Here is a 22369-nt window from a genome sequence, read left to right on the forward strand (position 1 = left end):
GCGGCGCCCTTACAAGGCGTAGGTCGGCGGTTCGACCCCGTCAGCACCCACCACCACCAAAAAGGCGAACAAGGGTTCGCCTTTTTTGTTGTCGACGCAGGCGCAGCGTCTGTTTGTTGTTTCAGGATTTCAACGCATGTTCGATTCCATCCGCAATCACAAGAAGTACCTGATGGGCTTTTTGCTGATCCTGATCATTCCGGGCTTCGTGCTGTTCGGTGTACAGGGTTTCACCGATTTCCAGAACCGTTCGGCGCCCGTGGCCACGGTGGATGGACAGGACATCACCAAGGCCGACTGGGACCAGGCCCATCAGGTCGAGGCCCGGCGGCTGCGCGAGGCCATGCCTACCCTCGACGCCAAGCTGCTGGACAGCGACGAAGCCCGCTACGCCACGCTGGAGCGTCTGGTGCGCGAGCGCGTGTTGTCCACTGCGGCGCAGAAGTTCCACCTCTACACCAGCGATCAGCGCCTGGCGCAGGATCTGCAGAAGAACGAAACCATTGCTGCCTTGCGCCGTCCCGATGGCAGCCTCGATGTCGAGGCTTATCGTCAGCTGGTGGGCCGCCAGGGCATGACGCCTGAAATGTTCGAAGCCCAGGTGCGGAACGACATTTCCATGCGTCAGGTCACCCAGGGGGTGACCGGCTCGGGTGTGACGCCGCCTGCCCTGGCCGGGGTGTCGCTCAACGCCTTCTTCGAGCGCCGTGAAGTGCGCGTGCAGACCTTCAAGGCCAGCGACTTCGCGGCCAAGGCGCAGCCCTCGGACGCCGACATCCAGGCCTTCTACGCCGCCAACCCCGCGCTGTTCCAGGCGCCCGAGCAGGCCGATATCGAATACCTGGTGCTGGACGCCGCTGCGCTGGCCAAAGGCATCACGCTCAACGAGGCGGACGTGCGGGCCTATTACGACCAGAACGCGTCGCGTCTGTCCGGCAATGAAGAGCGACGCGCGCGCCACATCCTGCTGACGCTGCCGGCCGGTGCGCCGGCGGCCGACAAGGACAAGGTTCGCCAGCGTGCGCAGGACCTGCTCGCACAGGTGCGCAAGGACCCGGCGAAGTTCGCCGAACTGGCCAAGGCCCATTCGCAGGACCCCGGCTCGGCCGCCAACGGTGGCGACCTCGACTTCTTCTCGCGCGGTGCGATGGTCAAGCCGTTTGAAGACGCGGTCTTTGCTTTGCAGAAGGGTGGCATTGCCGACCTGGTCGAGAGCGAGTTCGGTTTTCACATCGTTCAGCTCACGGACATCAAGGCGCCGCCCGTGCGCAGCTTTGAAAGCATGCGCCCCGAGATCGAGGCCGACCTGAAAAAGCAGCAAGCCCAGAAGCTGTTCGCCGAAAGCGCCGAAGCGTTCAGCAACCTCGTCTACGAACAAGCCGACAGCCTGAAGCCGGCCGCAGACCGTCTGAAGCTGCAGGTGCAGACGGCCAAGGGCCTGACCCGCCAACCCAAGCCTGATTCGGGTGTGCTGGGCAATGAAAAGCTGCTGACGGCCGTTTTTGCACCCGACTCGGTGGAGAAGAAGCGCAACACCGAAGCCATCGAAACCGGGGCCAGCCAGTTGGTGTCTGCCCGTGTGCTGCAGTACCAGGCCGCGCGCACCCAGCCGCTGGTTGAAGTACGTGATGCGGCCCGGGCCCGTCTGGTGGCCCAGCGGTCGGCCGAGCTGGCGCGCGAAGCCGGTGCCAAACAACTGGCTACCTGGAAGGGTGGGGCGGATGCCGCCAGCATGCCGGCCGCGGTCACGATCGCGCGTGACAGCGCCCAGGGCCTGTCGCAGCCCGTGCTCAGCGCGGCCATGAGCGCATCGGCCAAGACCTTGCCTGCCTGGGTGGGGGTGGCCCTGGGGAACGAGGGGTATGCGGTGGTGCGGGTCGACAAGGTGCTGCCGCGCACGCCGCGCGATGCGCAGGGTCAGGCACAGGAAGTCCAGCAGTACGGACAGTGGTGGTCCTCGGCCGAAGGCCTGGCCTATTACGAGGCCCTCAAAGAGCGCTTCAAGGTCAAACTGCTGGTGCCCGAACCAAAACCTTGAGCGGAGCACCGCCTTCGCGCTATAATGCAAGGCTTGCGGTGGCTGTAGCTCAGTTGGTAGAGTCCAGGATTGTGATTCCTGTTGTCGTGGGTTCGAGCCCCATCAGCCACCCCACCCCATTCAGCGACAAAGCCCGGTTTCGACCGGGCTTTGTCGTTTCTGGATGTTGCGTGTCGCCAAAGTGAGCGGTTTTGGTGCGCGCTGACCGCGAGGAACGGCCTTGCCCGTGCAGCATGGGGTTTCGGGAGTCCATGCCGGACTCGACTCGGTCGTTCTGATCCCGCGTGGGGCAGTTACCCGATGCTTGGCTGCGGCAACACGCCGCCGCACGTCTCGGCCGGTGGCAGTGTCGGCTTCTGTTCATGCCTTGCCTCATGACTTCTCTTTGCTGGGCGTGCGACGACACGCTCCTTCGGTCTTGCCCCATCCGGGATGCTTTCTGGACGGAGTGACAGTGCGGTGTTCCTGATAACGGGCCGCAACCGCGAAGCGCTTCCGCAGGCGTTTCCAGATCACCGCCTGTTCAAGCTGATCACCCATTGCCCGTGACACACGGCCCACAGCCGTTGCCGCATGGGAGCGTTCAAGGGGGTGTCTTCCCCGTTGGGTCTCACCACTTGTCCCGCGAAGACCCGATCAAGGGGTTTCCCAATGAACTGGCGCTGCGTGTTCTGCCTTTCTGCGGAGGGATGCCCAGGATCTAGCTCCCCGCCCACTCCCCCCACCAATGGTCTTTGAGACGGCGGATTGCCAGGATGTCTGGTGGGCCAGACGCCTTGGGGGGGAGGAGGGCTGTGCAGGTGTGCGTCTGCATGCATGGCTGATGTGTCCGGATGGCGTCCGTCTCGGATGGGTGAATTGGCGCAACTCCGTTCTGGCCGCGTGATTGCGCCCACCGGTTGTCCCGCCCACCGGTCACGTCGCTCCGACATGCCCATTGAGAGGTGCTCAAGGGGTGGCGCCGGCGCCCGAGACAGGGCCCGTCTTGCTGCCTGTCTGCACCGTGTCCGGCTCGTTTGAAATGGTGTGGATTTTCACAAATACTATTGATATTGCCAGTTTTCATTGTTTAAATTGTCTTAAATGACATGACTGAGGTAGCATCCCAAAAGTCGCACACCGTGTGTCGATGTAGCTATTTGGCTCGCCTGTGATGCCTATGCATGTCACATCATGAAAAAACACCTGATCGCCTGTTTCGCCGCAGCCCAGTTCCTGCCTCTTTCCATCGCCGCCGCACAAGACCTGCCGAGTGCAGGCAGCGTGCGTGAACAAATCACGAGCCAGCCGCCGGTTCCGCCAAAGCCGGTGGACTTTCGGCTGGAGGGACAGCCCTTGCTGCCCGTGGAGCAAGGCGGCAAGCGGTTCCGGCTGGAGGCGGTGGTGGTCGAGGGCAATACGGTCATCTCGACCGAAGAGCTTCAGGCGGCGATCGCCCCCAGCCTGGGGAAAGACGTCGATTTCGGCGACCTGCGGGCCATTGCCAACCGGATCTCGCAGCTGTACCGCAGTCGAGGCTATGTCTTTGCCAAGGCCGCGTTGCCCGCCCAGGACATCGTCGGGGGGCGTCTGCGCGTCCAGGTGCTGGAAGGCCGATACGGCAATGTGACGGCGACGGTTGGCGACGAAGCCCAAGAGGTTTTTGCACCCTATTTCCGGGGGCTGCGCCCGGGCGAGGTCATCCGCTCGGAGCCTCTGGAGCGCACGGCCCTGCTGCTGGCCGGTCTGCCGGGGTATGACGTGGTGCCCGTGGTCCGCCCTGGGGCGGCGGTGGGCACGGGTGACCTGGATGTCGTGGTCAAGGAAACCCCCCGGTATCTTGGTTCGGTTCGCCTTGACAACCATGGCGGTGATCTCACGGGCACCAACCGCGTGCTGTTCAATGTCGCACGCTTTCGCAACTGGGTGCCGGGTGATCAGTTGCAGCTCGACGCTCTGGTGAGCGACGGCAGCACCAACCTGTTCAACCTTCAGTACAGCCGGCCCCTGGGCGCCAGCGGTTGGCGCGGCAACCTGGGCTTGAGCCGCAGCGCGTACCAGCTCTCGGGCCTGGACGGTTTCGCAGATGGCGAATTCAAGGGCGGTAGCGATGTGCTCACCCTCGGGTTGTCGTACCCCCTGGTCCTGGGGCAGCGGTCGAGCCTGACCTTGCAGGCCGCGCTGACCCTGAGCCGTTTCAAAAACACCCGGCCCGCGGCTGAAGATGAGCGCTACCACGCCACGTCGTTGCCGGTGGGCCTGCGCTTCAGCCAGAAAGACAGCGTCGCTGGCGGGGGGGTGAGCTTCGGTTCGGCAACGCTCACGGCGGGGCGCATCACCGAGCGTGCCAACTACCTCAGTCCTGCCTCGCTGGGCTCGTACGCCAAGCTGTCGCTCGACATGGCCCGTGTGCAGAACCTGCCCGGAACGTTCAGCGGCTATCTGCGACTGGCGACCCAGCACAGCGGCGACGTGCTCGACTCGTCCGAGCGCATGTCGGCCGGTGGCCCCAACGGTGTGCGCGCCTTTCCGTCGGGCGAGGCCTCGGGGGATCGTGGCCTGTTGGCGCAGGTCGAGTTGCGTTACCTGTCGCCCATCGAAGGCCTGTCGCCGTATCTCTTTGTGGATGCCGCGCGCATGACGCGCATCGACCCCGAGGCTGGCAACAGCACCCGTTCGCTGTCGGGCCATGGCCTGGGCGTGCGCTGGCAGCGCGATCGCCTGTCGGCGGACCTGACCGCCGCCTGGCTGGGGCAGACCGGGCTGGAAGCCCCGCAGGCCGCCACGCTCAAGAACCCCCGTTTCTGGCTCACGGTGAATTACGCCTTCTGAGCTTCAACGCGCCCCATTCCTTCGTCGGGGCCGCGTGCGCCCCGGACAAGACACAAACAAACGACATCTAGAGGTACATCATGAACGGTCCTGGCTCCATGAATCGCGTTTTTCGGGTGGTGTGGAACGCCTCGCTCGGCGTGTGGCAGGTTGCATCCGAGATCACGCGCTCGCGTGGCAAGACCAAGTCCACCCGTGCGGGTCATGGGCTGCGCTCGGTGTGGTCGGCGGTGGCGGCGGGCAGTCTGCTGCTCTTTGGCTTACCGGGGCATGCGGGGGCATTGCCCACCGGCGGTGAAATCAAGTCCGGCACCGGCTCCATCGCGTCCGACGGTACGCGGATGAACGTCTCGCAAGAGACGAACAAGATGGTGGTCGACTGGCAGACCTTCAGCATCGGCAGCGGCAACCAGGTGCACTTCCAGCAGCCCAGCGCCAGCGCTGCGGTGCTCAACCGCGTGCTCGGTAGCCAGGTGTCGGTCATCCGTGGCGCCATGACGGCCAACGGCCGGGTGTTCCTGGTCAACCCCGCGGGTGTCGTGTTCACCGCCGGCTCGACCGTTGATGTCGGCTCACTGGTCGCTTCCACCCTGCAGATCACCGACAGCGACTTCCTGTCGGGCAATTACCGCTTCAGCGGCAGCTCCGGCAATGCGGTGCTCAACCAGGGCAACATCCGCACCAAAGAAGGCGGCTTCGTGGCCCTGATCGCGGCCAAGATCGAAAACCTGGGCAGCATCCAGGCCTCGCGGGGCGACGTGCTGCTGGCGGCGGGTTCCCGTGTGCGCCTGAACATGGGTGGCCCCGTGAGCATCGAGGTGGAGGCCGGCGCGGTCGACGCCTTGATCCAGAACGACGGCGCCATCCGCGCCGACGGTGGCACGGTGCTGCTCACCGCCGAGGGTGCGGGCGCCTTGACATCGCTGGCCATCAACAACCAGGGCCTGATCGAGGCCGTGGGCCTGGAAAGTGGCCCGGGGGGCACCATCCGCCTGGCGGGTGGCAGCGGCACCACCGTCAACAGCGGGTCGATCAAGGCCAGCGCTTCGGCGGGTCAAGGTGGCCGGGTGGAAATCACGGGTGCGCGTGTCGAGCTGCGTGACGGCTCCACCGTGGACGCCTCGGGTGCCACCGGCGGCGGCACGGTGCTCGTGGGCGGCGACTACCAGGGCCAGAACGCCGACGTTCCGAACGCCTTGCAGACCCTGGTGGAGAGCGGCGCCCGCATCGCAGCGGATGCGACCGTGTCCGGCAGCGGTGGCCGGGTGATCGTCTGGGCCGATGGCCAGACGGATTTCCAGGGCAGCATCAGCGCCAAGGGCGCCGGTGCGTCCGCCGTTCTGTCCGACCTGTCGTCCAGCACGGAACCGTCCAATGCGGAGCCGGTGGACGAGATGACCGCGGCACCGGCGCCTGTACAGGGTTCCACCAGTGGCAGCGGCACGTCCGCCTCGGCCGATCCGTATTCGGCCCTGGCCGAGGGGAGCGATCCGGCGGGCCTACCGGCCCCCGGCGCACCGACCGGCCCCAGCAGCACCCCGGTGCCCACCACCCTGGTCAGCACCGGCCGGCGCGACGGGGGTTTTGCCGAGGTGTCGGGCAAGCGCCTGCTCGGCTTCACCGGCACGGTGGACCTGACCACCACCGCCGCAGAGGGCCAGACCGGCACCTTGCTGCTGGACCCGTTCAACCTGACGATTTCGGCCAGCGGTGAGAACACGGGCGGCAGCCTGACGGCCAACACCGACAACTCGGTCATCAACGTCAACACCATCACCAACGCGCTGTCGACCGCGAACGTGCAGGTGACCACCGGCACCGGTGGTTCCCAGGACGGCAATATCACCGTTGCCTCGGACATTGGCTGGTTCTCCAGCAACACCCTGACCCTTGATGCCGCGAAAGACATCAACCTCAACGCCAGCGTGTTCGCCTTCCAGGGCGGCCTGAACCTGAACTCGGGTGGCAACATCACCCAGGCGAACAACACCGACATCAACCTCCAGAAGGGCAACTTCAGCGCCATCGCCGCCGGCAGCATCACGCAGACGGCGGCTGCCGGTGGCGGCAGCACGGCCGGCACCATGCAGGTGGCGGGGACCACGTTGCTGACCGCAACGGGCGGGAGCGTCGATGTGTCTTCGGCGGGCAACAAGTTCACGGGAGCCGTGTCCGCCACGTCGGGTGCCACCGGTTTGGTGAACATCAACAACAACCAGGTCACCAGTCTGGGGGCGATCTCCGCCGGTTCGGGCGGGCTGACCGTGACCTCGGCCGGGCAACTGACGGGCAGCGCCGCCTTGGCGTCTGCTGGCGGTGTCAACCTCAGCACCACGGCAGCGGGCAAGATCGAACTGACCGGGGCATTCTCGGCAACCGGCAACGTCTCTCTCTCGGCCGACTCGGTCGGCTACATCTCGATTGCCGACATCAATGGCGACGTGACCATTGCCGCCGCCACGGCGGGGGGCGCCATCACGCTGGGCAACAGCGGCACGGGCGTGGTGACCCTGGGCGCTGGCACGCCCAATGCAACGGACGGCACCACCGTCATCACCGGTGTGGCCGGCTCCGGCGGTCAGGCCAGCGGCGTGGTCACCGTCACGGGTGCGTCCATCAACATCAAGGACGATATCCGCACCAAGGGCGGCAACCTGCTGTTCACCGCGACCGACGCAGCCGGCACGGGTATCACCGCATCGACGGGCGCCGACATCGTGACCACGGCCGATGACAACACCGGCACCACCTCGGGCTCGGTCACGCTGGCTTCGGCCAACGGCATGACGCTGCAGGCCATCACCACGACCGGCGCGGCCAACAACGTGGGCGTGGGCTCCAACGCCTCTGCGGTGACCTTGTCGGCCACGGCGGGCAACATCAACGTTGGCGCGATCACCACCAGCGGTGGCGCAGCGGCATACAACGCCAGCGCCGTGGCCAACCGCAACGGCGGCAACGCCGGTTCCATCGTGATCGGTGCCACCGGCGCCGGCGCCGACATCGTTCTCAATGGCGACCTGAACGCCATCGGTGGTGCCTATGTCGGCGCGGCCACCCAGGGCCTGGGTGGTTACATCGAAATGCAGACGGACGTGGTCCTGTCGGCCGATCGGACGGTGTCATCGGGTGCGACGTCGGGCAACACCTACTTCAAGGGTGCGATCGATTCGGATGGCACGGCACGTTCGCTGACCGTGACCGCAGGCACCGGCGACGTCATGTTCGACGGTGTGGTGGGTGGCACGGCCGTACTCAAGTCCCTCTCCAGCAGCGGCAACCGGGTTGACATCGAAAAGAACGTCACCACCAACGGCAGCGCCGGTGTGGCCGTTTCTGCCAACAGCATCCGCATTGGCGACGACGACCTGACCAATGGCTCAGGAGCGGTCACCATCGACACCGAGGCCGGGAACGGCACGGCGTCGATGAGCACCAGTTACCTCTACCTGGACGACGACGTCACGTTCAAGCGTGGAACCGGTGCGGTCACCCTTGGGACCTACGTCTTCAGCCAGACCGACGAACGCAACGATCTGAGCTTCACCGGCAGCAACGGCGGCGCGGTGAATGCGGGCAGTTTCCTGGGGGGAAATGGCGCCACGCCCAGCACTAAGCTGGGCAACATCAACGTTGCATCGGGTACCGACTTCAGCGTCGCTTACGCCATCACCGCGGCCAGCCTGACGGCGGTCAACAACACCGGTCGCATCAATCTGGGCAACGCCGACTATGCCCAGTACTACGACGGAGCCCTGGGCCTGAATGTCCGGACCACAGGCACCGCCAACAACTATGGCGGTGATGAAAGCATCACCCTGGGCTCGAACGTGGTGCTCTCGAATGCGGCTGCGCCGCTGAGCGTTGAAGCCACCAACGGTGCCCTCACCATTTATCGGGACTTGACCACCGCCGGTGGAGATGTGAGCCTGAAGGCAGGCGGCGGTGCGCTCACGCTGGACTACTACACCAGCATCGCCACCAGCGGCGGTGACATCAACCTGACCGGCAACGGCGTCAGTCAGTCGACGACGGACGATGTGTTGAACGCCGGAACCGGACAGATCCGCATCGATGGCGGTGGCGCCGGGGTCGACATCCGCAGCCGGATCATCACCACCTACGACGAAGCCGCCGGCAATGGCACGCCAGCCGTGCTGGTCAACAACGCCACCGGGGTGACCGTGCGTTCGGTTGAAGCCCAGAAGGGCTCGTTCCAGGTGGGTATCGTGGCGGGCATCGACGCGCTGGGCGCCGCACAGTCGGGCAGCAGCGCGCTCACCTTGCTGCGGGACAACCTGCGTTTGCGTACCGCTCAGGCGCTGACGCTGACCAGCGCGGTGGGCAGCAACAACGCGGCTGTGACCTTCACGATCGTGGGTACCGACGCCACCGGCAATGTCGTGACCGAGCAGGTCACCGGGCCTGCGGGTGGGGCCACTGTCACCACCACCAACAGCTTCAAGACGATCGAGTCGATCACGGGCGGAGCGGCTTTCGCGAACGTGTCGGTGGGGATTGCAGCGAGCGACACCGTCAACGGGGCGCTGTCCCAGGCCATCCCCGGGTGGGGCGATGACCAGATCGATATCAAGACCCTGTCGGCCGCAACCGCTGCGGCGATCTCGATCACGAGCACGCAGAACGTGATCGATGAGCTGGGTGATTTTGTCGTGGGCAGCAGCCTGGACGTGCGCGCTCAGGGCCGCACCGCGGGCATGGCCCTGACGGGCGACGTGACCGCCACGGCGGTGACCCTTATGACCGGCAACGGCGCGCTGGTGCTGGGCGATCGTGACATCACATCGACCTCCGGCAATGTGCTCCTTGTGGGCCGGGGCATCACACAGAGTGCGGGCTCCGTCATCACCTCTGCTGCCGAAACATGGATGTACGGCAGCGACTATCGGACCGCGACGGTCGCGGGCATGAATCTCGCCGGCCTGATCGATTCCGCGAGCAACGTCTATCTCTACTCGGCCAACAGCCTCGTGCTCCCGAACATCGATATCGGCGCTGCTGGGGCGCGGGGCACGCTGACGCTCGGTTGGGACAGCTACAACTCCTATCCAGGCAGTTGGAACTCCTGGATCTACGGCAACATCACCCAAACGGCAGGCACCTCGATCAAGGTGGGGACCTTGCAGGGACGCCAGACGGGCGGGTCTGGGTCCTATAACCTGACCAACGCAGGCAACGAGGTTCAGTACGTCTCCTACATTCACCGCGGGGGCGCTTTCAGCCTCAACGACGAAGACACCGAGGGCAACGGCCTTCGCCTGAACAGCAGCATCAACGACGGTTCCAACGCCAGCCGAGTGTCGATTCGGACCCAGGGTGTTTTCAACCTGAATGGTCAACAGGTTTATGGTGATGGCGTGACGATTGAAGCCGCTGGCATCACGGGCAGCGGTAACCTTTACGGGCATGCGGGCAGCGCCAACGGCGACATCACGCTCATTGCCAATGGCGGCAACGTGACCCTCAGCGGTGACACCTACACCGATGAAGCTGGCAACGAGATCATCATCCGTGCGGCCAACAATGTGCAACTGGGTTCCCGCACCCACGCCAACGGTGCCGGGTTGTTTTTTGGTGCGGGTGCCGTTGACTCGGGCATCGCGCAATCCCAAACACTGTCTGCAGCCGGTAACCTGGTCATCGACGGTAGCCTGGCCGGCGCTGGCGCAGTCTCCGTCACGGGCGGCGGACGTGTGGCGGTGACCAGCGGAAGCGACGAGACGGGAGTCACCTTTACCGTGACGGGTACCGACATGCTGGGGCGCGCACAGACCGAGCAGATCGTCGGGGGCAACGCTGCACTGGTGTCCGGCACGAAGTATTTCGCCACCGTGACCCAGATCTCATCAAGTGGTGCGACCGCCGGCAATGTGTCGGTGGGGTTGGCCGAAGAGGTCATTGCAGGCAATGTCACGCAGACGGGTCGCATCGAGAGCATTCCCGAGATCCGTGGCAAGGTGGCCGGCAGTGTCAACCTGAACCGTGGTGACAACAGCTTTGGCAGCGTGGCCGATCTGTCCGCGGGGGGGGACCTGACCCTCAGCAGTTACAACCTCACGGTCACGGGCGATGTCGCCAGTGAAACCGGCAACGTCTCCATCACGGCTCGGCGCCAACTGATTGTCAACAGCGGTGCCACCATCGCCGCCGCCACTGCCACCAAGGGCGTGACCCTGGTGTCCGACACCGAAGGTCACAACACGACCGCCAGCATCCAGGGCGCCGTATCGGCCGGCTCCGGCGGCATCTCCCTCACGTCTTACTACAGTGGCATCACCACGGGAACGGGCGGTACCTTGACCACCGACGGTTCGGTGGTGGTGCAGAACCACTACTACGGGCGCGAGATCAGCATCGGTGGTGCCATCAATGCGGGTGTGGGTGGCATCCGTGTGGACTCTGCTGAAGGATCGGTGACCACTTCGGCCACCATGACCACCGGTGGTTCGGTGGTGGTCGAATCGGGTGTGTACGACACCACCACGGTGGGGGGGGCGGTCACGGCTGGCATCGACGGGATCACCATCACGTCGGGCGGACACCTGAACGTCAACGCCGCACTGACCTCGAAAACATTGGCCGATGCGGGCTTTGTGACCTTGCGCTCCGGCAAGGATTCGGGCAGCGGAAACTACGATATCAACCTGGCCGCCGACGTGGTGGCCGGATCGGGCGGCATCAAGCTGACGTCTGACGACAGCATCGCGCAGACCAGCGGCAAGCTGGTGACATCCGGCGCGCTGGCGGGCACCAATTACAGCGGCAATGCGCCGTCCAGTTCGGCACCGTCGGCGACGGGCGCTGTCACCCTCACCGGTGCCAACGAAGTCGGCCAACTGGGCCCCTTCTACCTGCACAGCAACACCACCTCGTCCAGCGAGAACTTCGTTTTCAACGACGCCACCGGTGGCCTGACCCTGGCCGGCAGCATCGAAAACTCGTTCGGCGCCGTGACCATCACCACGGCGGGCGGGGCGCTGAACCTGGCCACCTACAACGTCTACGCCGGCGGCATGGCCTCTGGCGGCGCCAACATTGCCCTGCGTGGTCAGGGCATCGTCCAGTCGGCGGGCGCCATCAACGCCACGGGCGGGACACAGATCTCGCCGCGCAGCGCGGACCAGGGGGGCACCATCACGCTGACGGGACACGACGGTACCGCCTCGGGCACCATCGCCCTGAGCGGCACCATTTCCACGACCAGCAACGCCGCGGCCGCCATCACCATTCGGGGCACCAGCGACCTGCAACTGCCCAACATCAACGCCGTCAACGGTGGCCTGGTGCTGGGTGATGACACCGCCACGGTCGGACAGATCAGCGGCAACATCACCCAGGCGGTGCTGACATCCCTGAACGTCAAGACGCTGAACCTGGGCACGGCCACCAACGCCATCGGCGGGTCTGCCGTGTTGGCGAACAGCGGCAACAAGATCGATTTCCTCGGCTCGGCGAACGTGGGGCGGCACATCCTGGCCGACGGCGCATTGCCCGAGACGGCACCGGCTTATGACCTGGACATCTACGATTCCACCAAGGGCCTGAGCCTGACCCAGAACGTGGTCAGCGAAGGTGGTGTGCGCATCCGCACGAAGAAGGTCGATGGCGACGCGACCAGTGCCCTGGCCATCGGCGCCAACGACATCACGGCGGCCGGCAACGTGTTCCTGGGCGGCGAGGGGCTGACCCAGCTCAACGGCTCCGTCATCAACGCCGACGGCGCCGGCAACGCCGAAGTGGGTGGCGCCATCCGCATCGAGGGCGGAGGCAGCACGTTCGACATCAGCCTGGCCGGTGAGCTGACGACCGACAACGCAGGTTCGACCGCCATCGAGATCGTCAACGCCAACAACGCGACCCTCAACACCCTCTCGGCGACGGCCGGTACCGTGGCCCTGGGTGTGGATGGCAAGGAACTGATCGGCACCGTGGCCCAGGCCACGCCGGGCACGAGCACGATTTCGGCCGCCACCCTCAAGGGCGACGCTGGGGTGGTGACGGTCACCAAGAGCAACATCGACAACCTGGGCGACTTCATCACCACCGGTGCGCTGGTGCTCAAGGACCAGGGCGGTGCCGGCACGGCTGGCCTGACGCTCACCGGCAATGTGAGCGCGGGCAACACGACCGAGATCCAGACCACCGACGGTCTGCTGAACCTGGCCGCCCGGAACATCACCATCAACGACGGGCTGGTCAACAAAGACCTGACGCTGCGCGGTGTGGGTGTGGCCCAGGGCGAAGCGTCCAGCATCAAGGCATCCACCGCCGCCATCCACGGTGGCACGGGCAACATCGACCTGTTCAGCGCGGTCAACGACTTCACCGGGCAGATCGACCTGAACTCGACCGGTGCCTTCGCCAAGATCCAGGACGCCAACAACCTCAGCCTCAATGCGCTGACCGGCAAGCTGGACCCCACCACGTCTCTGACGGCGTGGGCTGGCGCCACCTTGTCCCTCACCGCAGAGGACTTGACGACCACGTCCGGCAGCATCGACTTGCGCTCGTTGGGCGGCAACTTGTCGACCCCGGGCAACATCACCACCGGCAGCGGTGATGTGACCCTGATCGCCAGCGGATCGGGCAGCAACGCCGGTGACGTGCAGGTCAACAACACCATCGTGACGGGTAGCGGCAATGTGACCGTGACCGCCGCCGATGAGGTGAACCTGTCCAAGAGCATCCAGTCCACATCGGGCGACCTCTTGGTGCAAGGTGTGGTCGTCACCCATTCGACCGGATCGACCGCGTCGCCGCTGGAACTGAAGACCGGCGCCGACGGCACGATCACGATGACGGCCTCCGGCAGCGGCGGCCTGGTGATGGGCACCTATTTCACCTATGTCTCCGATACCGGTGACATCGACATCGCGTCGGGTGGCGAGGCGCGTTTGTCCAACCTGACCTCCCATGCGGCGGTCAATGTGGTGGCCGCCGGCCGCGTGATCCAGGATTCGGAGGGCGTGCTCGACGCCAACAGCCTGTCGGTGACCGCCACGAAGAATGGCGTCATCACGCTGACCAACACCAGCAACGACGTCAACCAGCTCAAGCTGCTCAGCCGGGGCGATGATGGGGCCAGCCTGGGCAATGCCACCATCACCTACGGCGATCTGGACGATGTGTCCGTGGCGGGCCTTGAAACCAGCGGAACGATCAACCTGACCGCGAAGGGCAACATCGCCACCGATGCCACCGGGTTTGGCAACGGCACCGTGCTGGCCAATACGCTGAACGTCAAGACGCTCAACGACGCAGGCGCCAACATCGAGCTGACCGCCGCGACGAACGACATCAGCATCCTGAACCTGAGTGTCCGCAACGCGGCGGACACGGCCAAGGCGGCAGGCACGTCCAGCATCAGCCGCTTCACCGATGCCAAGGACCTGGTGGTCAACAGCATCAGCACGGCGGGCAGCATGGTCCTGCGCTCGGTCGCTGCGGACGGAGCCGTGACGCAGACCGGTGCGATCGACGCCAACGGTCTCGGCCTGTCCGGTGCCGGCGCCTTCACGCTCAACAAGGCCGACACGAACGTGCCCGTCAACACGGTCAACGTGTTCGCCTCTGATGCGACCGGGAACGTTCAGTTCACGACCAAGAACGTGCTGACGATCGGATCGGTGAACCCCGTCGGCATCACCACCGGTGGTGCTGACATCAGCATCACCGCGCCGTCGATCGACAGCAGTGGCAGCACCATCGACACCCGAAGTGGGTCTGCGGGAGACGCGGGTGGATCGGTCAGCCTGACCACCACCGGCGCCGGCGCCGATGGACGCCTGAGGGTGGGCGACATCGTCACTTCGGGCACCAATGCCGCGCAGAGCACAGACTCTGCCGGTGGTGCGGCGGGCTCGGTCACCCTCAAGGCCGGTGGCGACCTGTTGACAATCGGCGGCGCCATCACGGCGCGGGGCGGCGCGGGTGACGGTTCTGGGGCCACCGGTGCGCACGGCACGGTCAACCTGCTGGCTGTCAGTGGTGCCGTGGCGCAGGCGCTGGATGCGATGACACCCGCCATCAACGCCATTGACGCGGGCAAGGTCCAGCTGCTGGCGGCTCAGGCCTCGGCGCTGGCGAGCATTGCCAACACCGTGGACCAGCTCTCAGCACGGATCACCGGCGCTGGCGAGGGCTTGAGCTACGCCAGCCAGTCGAACTACACCGTGGGCGGCGGCGGCGGCGCGCACAGCGACCTTGTCACCAGTGGCGTGACGGGCATCAGCACCCTGGGCGGTGACGTGACGCTCAGTGGCAGCCCGGTGGTGATCACCGTGTCCGAAGCGATCACCACGCGCGGTGGCGATGTGGTGGCGCAGGGGGTCGGCGGCTTCGTGTCCACGGGCGTGGCGATCAGCACGCGCGGCGATGTCACCTATTCCAGCGGCACCTACAAGGACGGCGGTGACATCACCATTGGTGCCACCGGCAACGTCGCGCTGGGCGAACTCAACAGCAGTGGCGATTCGACCGCGGCCGATGCCACGGCGGGCGCCATCACGGTGGGCGGCGACCATGTGGCGGTGTCCAACATCACCGCGACCGGTCAGGGCACTGGCGCGGGCGGCGATGTGTCGCTCACGGCCAGCAGCGCTGTCACCATTGCAGGCACCGCCAACACCTCCGGCGGCGGCGCAGGGGCAACCCAGGCGGCGGGCGGCAACATTGCGGTGACCGGGGCGGCGATCCTCTCCAGCGACACGACCTTGAACACGGGTTCTGGTTCGGGCGACGTCAGCTTCAGCTCGACCATCAACAGCGATGCGACGGCGCGCAATCTCACCATCACGGCCGGTACGGGCAACGTGTCCGTGTCGGGGGCTGTGGGTGACACGGCGGCGCTGAGCGCGGTGAACGTGGTTTCCGCCCAGAACGTGAGCCTGGCAGCCGTGAACGCGGCCAGCCTGACGCAGCAGGCCGGCAGTGGCGCCACCACCCTGGGTGGCGCGGTGAGCCTGACGGGCAACCTGGCTTTCTCGGGCAATGACCTCACGGTCAATGCCGCCGCCCAGGTGGGTGGCACGACGACCATCACCAACGCCGGGACGTTCACCACCGCACCAGCGGGTGACATCACGTCTGGCGGCGCCTTCACGCAGAACGGCGCAGGCAACAGCACCCTGGCGGGTGACATCAACACCGGCAACGCCGACATCAGCTTCCAGTCGGCCGTGACCCTGGCCAGCGACCTGGCGATGTCCACCGACACGGGCGCGGGCAACGTGCGCTTCTACAGCACGGTGGACGGCACGCAGGACCTGGTCATTTCGTCCGGCACGGGCAACGTGACTTTCAGCGAAGCGCTGGGCAATGTCGCGGCGCTGGGCGACCTGACGGTCAACAGCGGGGGGCAGACCCTGTTCAGCAAGACCGTGACGGCCGCCAGCGTGCTGACCGATGCCGCGGGTACCGTCCGCCTCGACGGTGGCAGCGTCACCACAACGGGTGGCACGCAGCAGTACCTGGAAAACCTGACCCTGGGGGCGAACACCACGCTCACCGGCACCACCATCACCACCGGTGGCACGGTCAACGGCAGTGCGGGGACCGGCAACAACAGCCTGACCGTGACCGGCAATGCCGTGTTCGGCAACGACAGCGGCGACAACCTGAGCAACCTGGGCGACCTGACGGTCTCCGGGACCACCACCATCAACGCGGCTGCGGTCACCAGCACGGGGGACCAGAGCTACACGGGCGCGGTGACCATCGGCGCCGACACCACGCTGACGGCGGATCAACAGAACATCCACTTCCAGTCCACGGTGGATTCCAGTGCGACGGGGGGCGTATCCGATGGCAACGATCTGACCGTGGACGTCGGGACGGCCAACACCCTGGCGACCGTGACCTTCGCGGCCGCCGTCGGTGGCGTTGCCGAACTGGGCAACCTGACGGTGACCGGCGCCCAACTGGCGCTCAATGGCGGGGCCGTCGATACGACCAGCGCTCAAACCTACAACGGCGCTGTGACGCTGGGTGTTGATACGACGCTGACGGGCAGCGTGGTCACCACCACCGGCACGGTGGACGGCGCAGGCAAGAGTCTGTCTGTGGCTGGTGATGCGGTTCTGGGTGACGGCACCGCCGACACTGTGAGCAATGTGTCTGTTTTGTCCATCAGCGGTCAGACCACGATCCATACCGCCGTGGTGACCACCGCGGGCGCGCAGACCTACACGGGCGCGGTGATCGTGGGCAACGACACCACCCTGACGACCACCAACAGCGACGTTGTGTTCGGCGCAACGGTGGATTCGGAGGGCGCTGAGGCCAACGATCTGACGGTGGCTGCAGGCACCGGCAACCTGACCGTGTCGGGTGCCGTGGGCGGCACCGCCGCACTGGGCGCGGTGAACGTGGTCTCTGCGAACGACGTGACCCTGGCGGCCGTGGACGCGGCCAGCTTCACCCAGCAGGCCGGCAGCGGCACCACCACCCTGGGTGGCGCGGTGAACCTGTCCGGCAACCTGGCCTTCACCGGCAACAACCTGACGGTGAATGCGGCTGCCAACGTGGGTGACACGGCGACCATCACGAACGCCGGGACGTTCGCCACCGCAGCAGCGGGTGACATCACGTCCGCCGGGGCCTTCACGCAGAACGGCGCAGGCAGCAACACCCTGGCGGGTGACATCACCACCGGCAACGCCGACATCAGCTTCCAGTCGGCCGTGACCCTGGCCGGCGACCTGACGATGTCCACCGGCACGGGTGCGGGCAACGTGACCTTCTCCGGCACGGTGGACTCTGCCGTGGACGGCAACCTGGACACCCTGGCCCATGACCTGACCATCTCGTCTGGCACGGGCAACGTGAGCTTCAGCGATGCGCTGGGCAATGTCGCGGCGCTGGGCGACCTGACGGTCAACAGCGGCGGCCAGACTTTGTTCAGCCAGACCGTGACGGCCGCCAGCGTGCTGACCGACGCAGCCGGTTCGGTGCGCCTCGATGGCGGCAGCGTGACCACCACCGGCACGCAGCAGTATCTGGAGAACCTGACCCTGGGGGCGAACACCACGCTCACCGGCACCACCATCACCACCGGTGGCACGGTCAACGGCATCGCGGGGACCAACAAAAGCCTGACCGTGACCGGCGATGCCGTGTTCGGCAACGACAGTGGCGACGACCTGAGCGACCTGGGCACCCTCAGTGTCAGCGGGACGACCGCCATCCATGCGTCGGCGGTGACCAGCATGGGCGCGCAGACCTACACGGGTGCTGTGATCGTGGGCAACGACACGACACTGACGACGACCAACAGCGATGTGAGCTTCGGCGCGTCGGTGGACTCGGAGGGCGCTGAAGCCAACGACCTGACGGTGGCTGCGGGCACCGGCAACCTGACCGTGTCGGGTGCCGTGGGCGGCACCGCAGCACTGGGCGCGGTGAACGTGGTCTCTGCGAACGACGTGACCCTGGCGGCCGTGGACGCGGCCAGCTTCACCCAGCAGGCCGGCAGCGGCACCACCACCCTGGGTGGCGCGGTGAACCTGTCCGGCAACCTGGCCTTCACCGGCAATGACCTGACGGTGAACGATGTTGCCAACCTGGGCGGCGATCTGACCTTTACAGGCCATGACCTGGCGGTGAATGCGGCCGCCAACGTGGGCGGCACGACGACCATCACCAACGCCGGGACGTTCAGCACGTTGGCGTTGGGCGACATCACCTCGACGGGGGCCTTCACCCAGAACGGTGTTGGCAGCAACACCCTGGCGGGTGACATCACCACCGGCAATGCCGACATCAGCTTCCAGTCGGCCGTGACCCTGGCCGGCGACCTGGCCATGTCCACCGGCACGGGCGCGGGCAACGTGACGTTCTCCGGCACGGTGGACTCTGCCGTGGACGGCAACCTGGACACCCTGGCCCATGACCTGACCATCTCGTCCGGCACGGGCGGCGTGAGCTTCAGCGCAGCGCTGGGCAATGTCGCGGCGCTGGGCGACCTGACGGTCAACAGCGGTGGCCAGACCTTGTTCAGCCAGACCGTGACGGCCGCCAGCGTGCTGACCGACGCAGCCGGCTCGGTGCGCCTCGATGGCGGCAGCGTGACCACCACCGGCACGCAGCAGTACCTGGAGAACCTGACCCTGGGGGCGGACACCACGCTCACCGGCACCACCATCACCACCGGTGGCACTGTCAACGGCATCGCGGGGACCAACCACAGCCTGACCGTGACCGGCGATGCCGTGTTCGGCAACGACAGTGGCGACGACCTGAGCGACCTGGGCACCCTCAGTGTCAGCGGGACGACCGCCATCCATGCGTCGGCGGTGACCAGCACGGGCGCGCAGACTTACACGGGCGCGGTGATCGTGGGCAACGACACGACGCTGACGACCACCAACAGCGACGTTGTGTTCGGCGCAACGGTGGATTCGGAGGGCGCTGAGGCCAACGATCTGACGGTGGCCGCGGGCACCGGCAACATCACCCTGAGCGGTGCGCTGGGCAACGTGGTCGCGCTGGGCAACCTGAGCCTGACGGGCGGCGGCATCGAACTCGACGGTGGTGTGCTCACCACCGCAGACGACCAGACCTACAGCGGCAATGTGGTGCTGGGCGCCGACACCACCCTGACCAGCCAGGCCGGCAGCATCCAGCTCAACGGTTCGGTCGACTCCGCAGTGGACGGCAACCTGGCCACGCTGGCCCATGACCTGACCTTGGCGGCCTACCAGAGCGTCACGCTCGGCGCAGACGTGGGCTCGGTCAACGCCATCGGCAATCTGGCCGTGACCGCCCCCACCATCCACCTGGGTGCGAACGTCACCACGGTGGATGACCAGACCTACACCGGAAACCTGGTGGTTGCCGCCACCGATGCCACCCTGACCGGTGATGCACTCACCGTCACCGGCACCATCGACAGCCTGGCGACGGTCGCCAACAACCTGCACCTGGTGTTCGGCAACACCGCTGGCATCAACTTCCATCAGGCCGTGGGCGGCCAGCAGGCGCTGGGCAGCCTCACCATCGAATCCGCTGGTGTCATCACGCAGAGCGCGGGGGCCACCATCAAGGCGGCCAAGCTGGGCATCAAGTCCGCCGGCAACGCGACGCTGGATCTGGCCAACGACGTGGACGTGCTGGCCGCGCTGCTGTCGGGTAACGCCAGCCTGGTGTTCACCGATGTCGACGGCGTGCAGATCGGCGAAGTGCCTGCGGGCAGCCTGAGCATCCTGGGCATTTCGGACGGCGCAGGCACGTCCCATGTCACCTTGACCGTGGGCGGTCTGCTCACGCAGCAGACGGCCGACACCGGTACCGGCCATCTGGCCGCGCCGGTGGACATCGATGGCAATTTCACCATCGACACCCGTTCGAACACCGCCAATGGCGATGTCACCATCCACAACGGCAACAGCACCGGGACGGTGCTGGATGACACCTTCGTCGCGGGTGATTTCACCCTGACCGGTGGCACCACGATCAGTCAAAAGGATGGGGGATACCTCCAGGTCGGCGGCGCATTCGAGACCGGTTCGGCGGTCTACAGCCCCAGCACCTCCGCCGACAACTTCATCGGTGGTGGTGGTTCGGGCGACGTCACCGCCGAGAACGTGATCAAGCTGTATGGCGTGGTCACGCTGAGCATGAACGCCAATGGTGATCTGCTGGCAACGGCCACCCGGATCCTGCGAGACTCCGCCGGGGTGCCGATCGAGGTGGGCGGTGTGGTGCAAACCCAAACCACCACCGACACGATCACGGCGTCCGCGCTGGCCACCTACAGCAACGTCCAGGTCATCAGTGACGCCGGCGGCAAGATGATCCTGTTCTCGGGTGCCGGTGATGCGGTGGTCCTGGCGGCTGCCAACAACAAGATCGGCGGCATGCTCAAGGTCACCACCGCGGGCTCCTACGACGGCAGCGGCGTGGCCAACGAGACCGGCATCCTGCAGTCCAGCGAGCTCACGCTGACGCAGAGCTTGACGCTGGCGGCACGGCAGAACGACGCCAATGCGACGTCCACCGTCGCGGGCGCGGGACAGGTGCGCCTGGACGATGTTGACAACGCGCTGTCGGGCGCTGTGAGCATCGCCACCGCCGGCAGCCAGACGGTCGGTGGTGTCATCAGCTATGGTGCGCTGGACGTCTCGCTGGTGAACACGGTGGACACCATTCTGGGCACCGTTTCGGCGAAGAACCTGGTGGTGGAGGTTTCGGGCGACGATCTGTCACAGACCGGTGCCATTCAGGCGCAAAGCCTGCTGGTTCTCAATGCCGACGACATCACGCTGGCCAGCGCCAACCGCATTGGCACGGTGGCGGCGGAGACCACGGGCAACGTCAGCCTGGGGCTGGGCGGGAACAGTGCCACGACGGTGGGGACCGTCGCCGATTTCCGCGATGGCAACGTGTCCGTGTCGGGCATCAACACCACGGCTGGCACAACGGACGGGTCCATCACCATCAAGTCCTCGGTGGACGTGGTGGTCGATCAGGCCATCAACGCTGGGACCAGCTCGGTCACCTTGCTGGCGACCGACGGAACGAATTTGTCTCTGGGGTCGGCCACGGGGGGCTGGAACCTCAGTGAAGTTGAACTGGCGAAGATCACCGGCAGTGGCACCACATTGGGCACGGAAGGCGACGGCACGCTCGTCGTCGGTGATTTGGCGGCGCCCGCGTCACTGGGCAATGTCGTCCTGGACAGCGGAACCGCGGGCATTGAGCTGGGCGGCAACCTGTCACTGGCGGGGGTGAACCTCACGTTGAACGACCCGGTGCGCCTGACGGCCGACGTCTCGGTCCGCACCGGCAGCGGTGCGGGCGATGTGGTTTTTGGCTCGACGGTGGACAGCAGTGGCAACGGCGAAACAGGCAACCTGGCCGTCTCTGACTACCACTCCCTGACGGTGGAGGCCGGCACCGGTTCGGTCGCCTTCAACGGCGCGCTGGGCGGGCAGGACGATGGTGCGCTGGGCAACCTCACGGTGACCTCTGCCTCGTCGATCACATTGAACGATGCAACGGTGGCCGACGCCGTGGCCCTGACGGCCACGGACGACGTGACGTTCAACGGCAACCTCGCCGTGGTTGGAAACGGTGGTGCAGGTGGCACGCTGTCCGTGACCAGCACCAACGGCGATATCACGGATGGCGTGAACGGCAGCTTGACGGTGGCCGGCACGACGACGCTGGACGCGGGCACGGGCAACGTGGTGCTGGACAGCGCGCTCAGCGACTTCAACACGGTCAACGTCACGGACGCGGGCAACGTGGCCATCAGCGATGCCGACGGCATCGCGCTGGGCGACGTGAACAGCAGCGGCCTGGTGGACATCAACGCCAACGGCAACGTGACGCTGGACGGCACGATCACGGCTGGCAGCCTGGACATCGACAGCACCAACGGTGACATCACGGATGGCGTGAACGCCAACGTGGCGGTGAGCGGCGCGACGACGCTGGACGCGGGAACGGGCAACGTGGTGCTGGACAGCGCGCTCAGCGACTTCAACACGGTCAACGTCA

3 protein-coding genes and 1 tRNA gene are annotated in these 22369 nt (G+C 65.9%); all 4 read left to right on the forward strand.

Annotation, left to right across the window (positions count from 1 at the left end; genetic code table 11):
* Positions 1-136: 136 nt before the first annotated feature.
* Positions 137-2038: a SurA N-terminal domain-containing protein gene (locus tag RMP09_RS23950; RefSeq protein WP_310568478.1), complete on the forward strand. Its 1902-nt coding sequence runs from the start codon at positions 137-139 to the stop codon at positions 2036-2038.
* 38 nt (positions 2039-2076) lie between these two features.
* Positions 2077-2152: transfer RNA gene (locus RMP09_RS23955), tRNA-His, on the forward strand.
* A gap of 1059 nt (positions 2153-3211) precedes the next feature.
* Positions 3212-4849 (forward strand): ShlB/FhaC/HecB family hemolysin secretion/activation protein, encoded by a 1638-nt coding sequence (locus RMP09_RS23960; RefSeq protein ID WP_310568479.1) that lies wholly within the window; start codon positions 3212-3214, stop codon positions 4847-4849.
* 98 nt (positions 4850-4947) lie between these two features.
* Positions 4948-22369: filamentous hemagglutinin N-terminal domain-containing protein (locus RMP09_RS23965; RefSeq protein ID WP_310568480.1), on the forward strand; the 17422-nt coding region annotated here is incomplete at its 3' end.

It is taken from the genome of Hydrogenophaga sp. (assembly GCF_031426985.1).
Lineage (GTDB): Bacteria > Pseudomonadota > Gammaproteobacteria > Burkholderiales > Burkholderiaceae_C > Hydrogenophaga.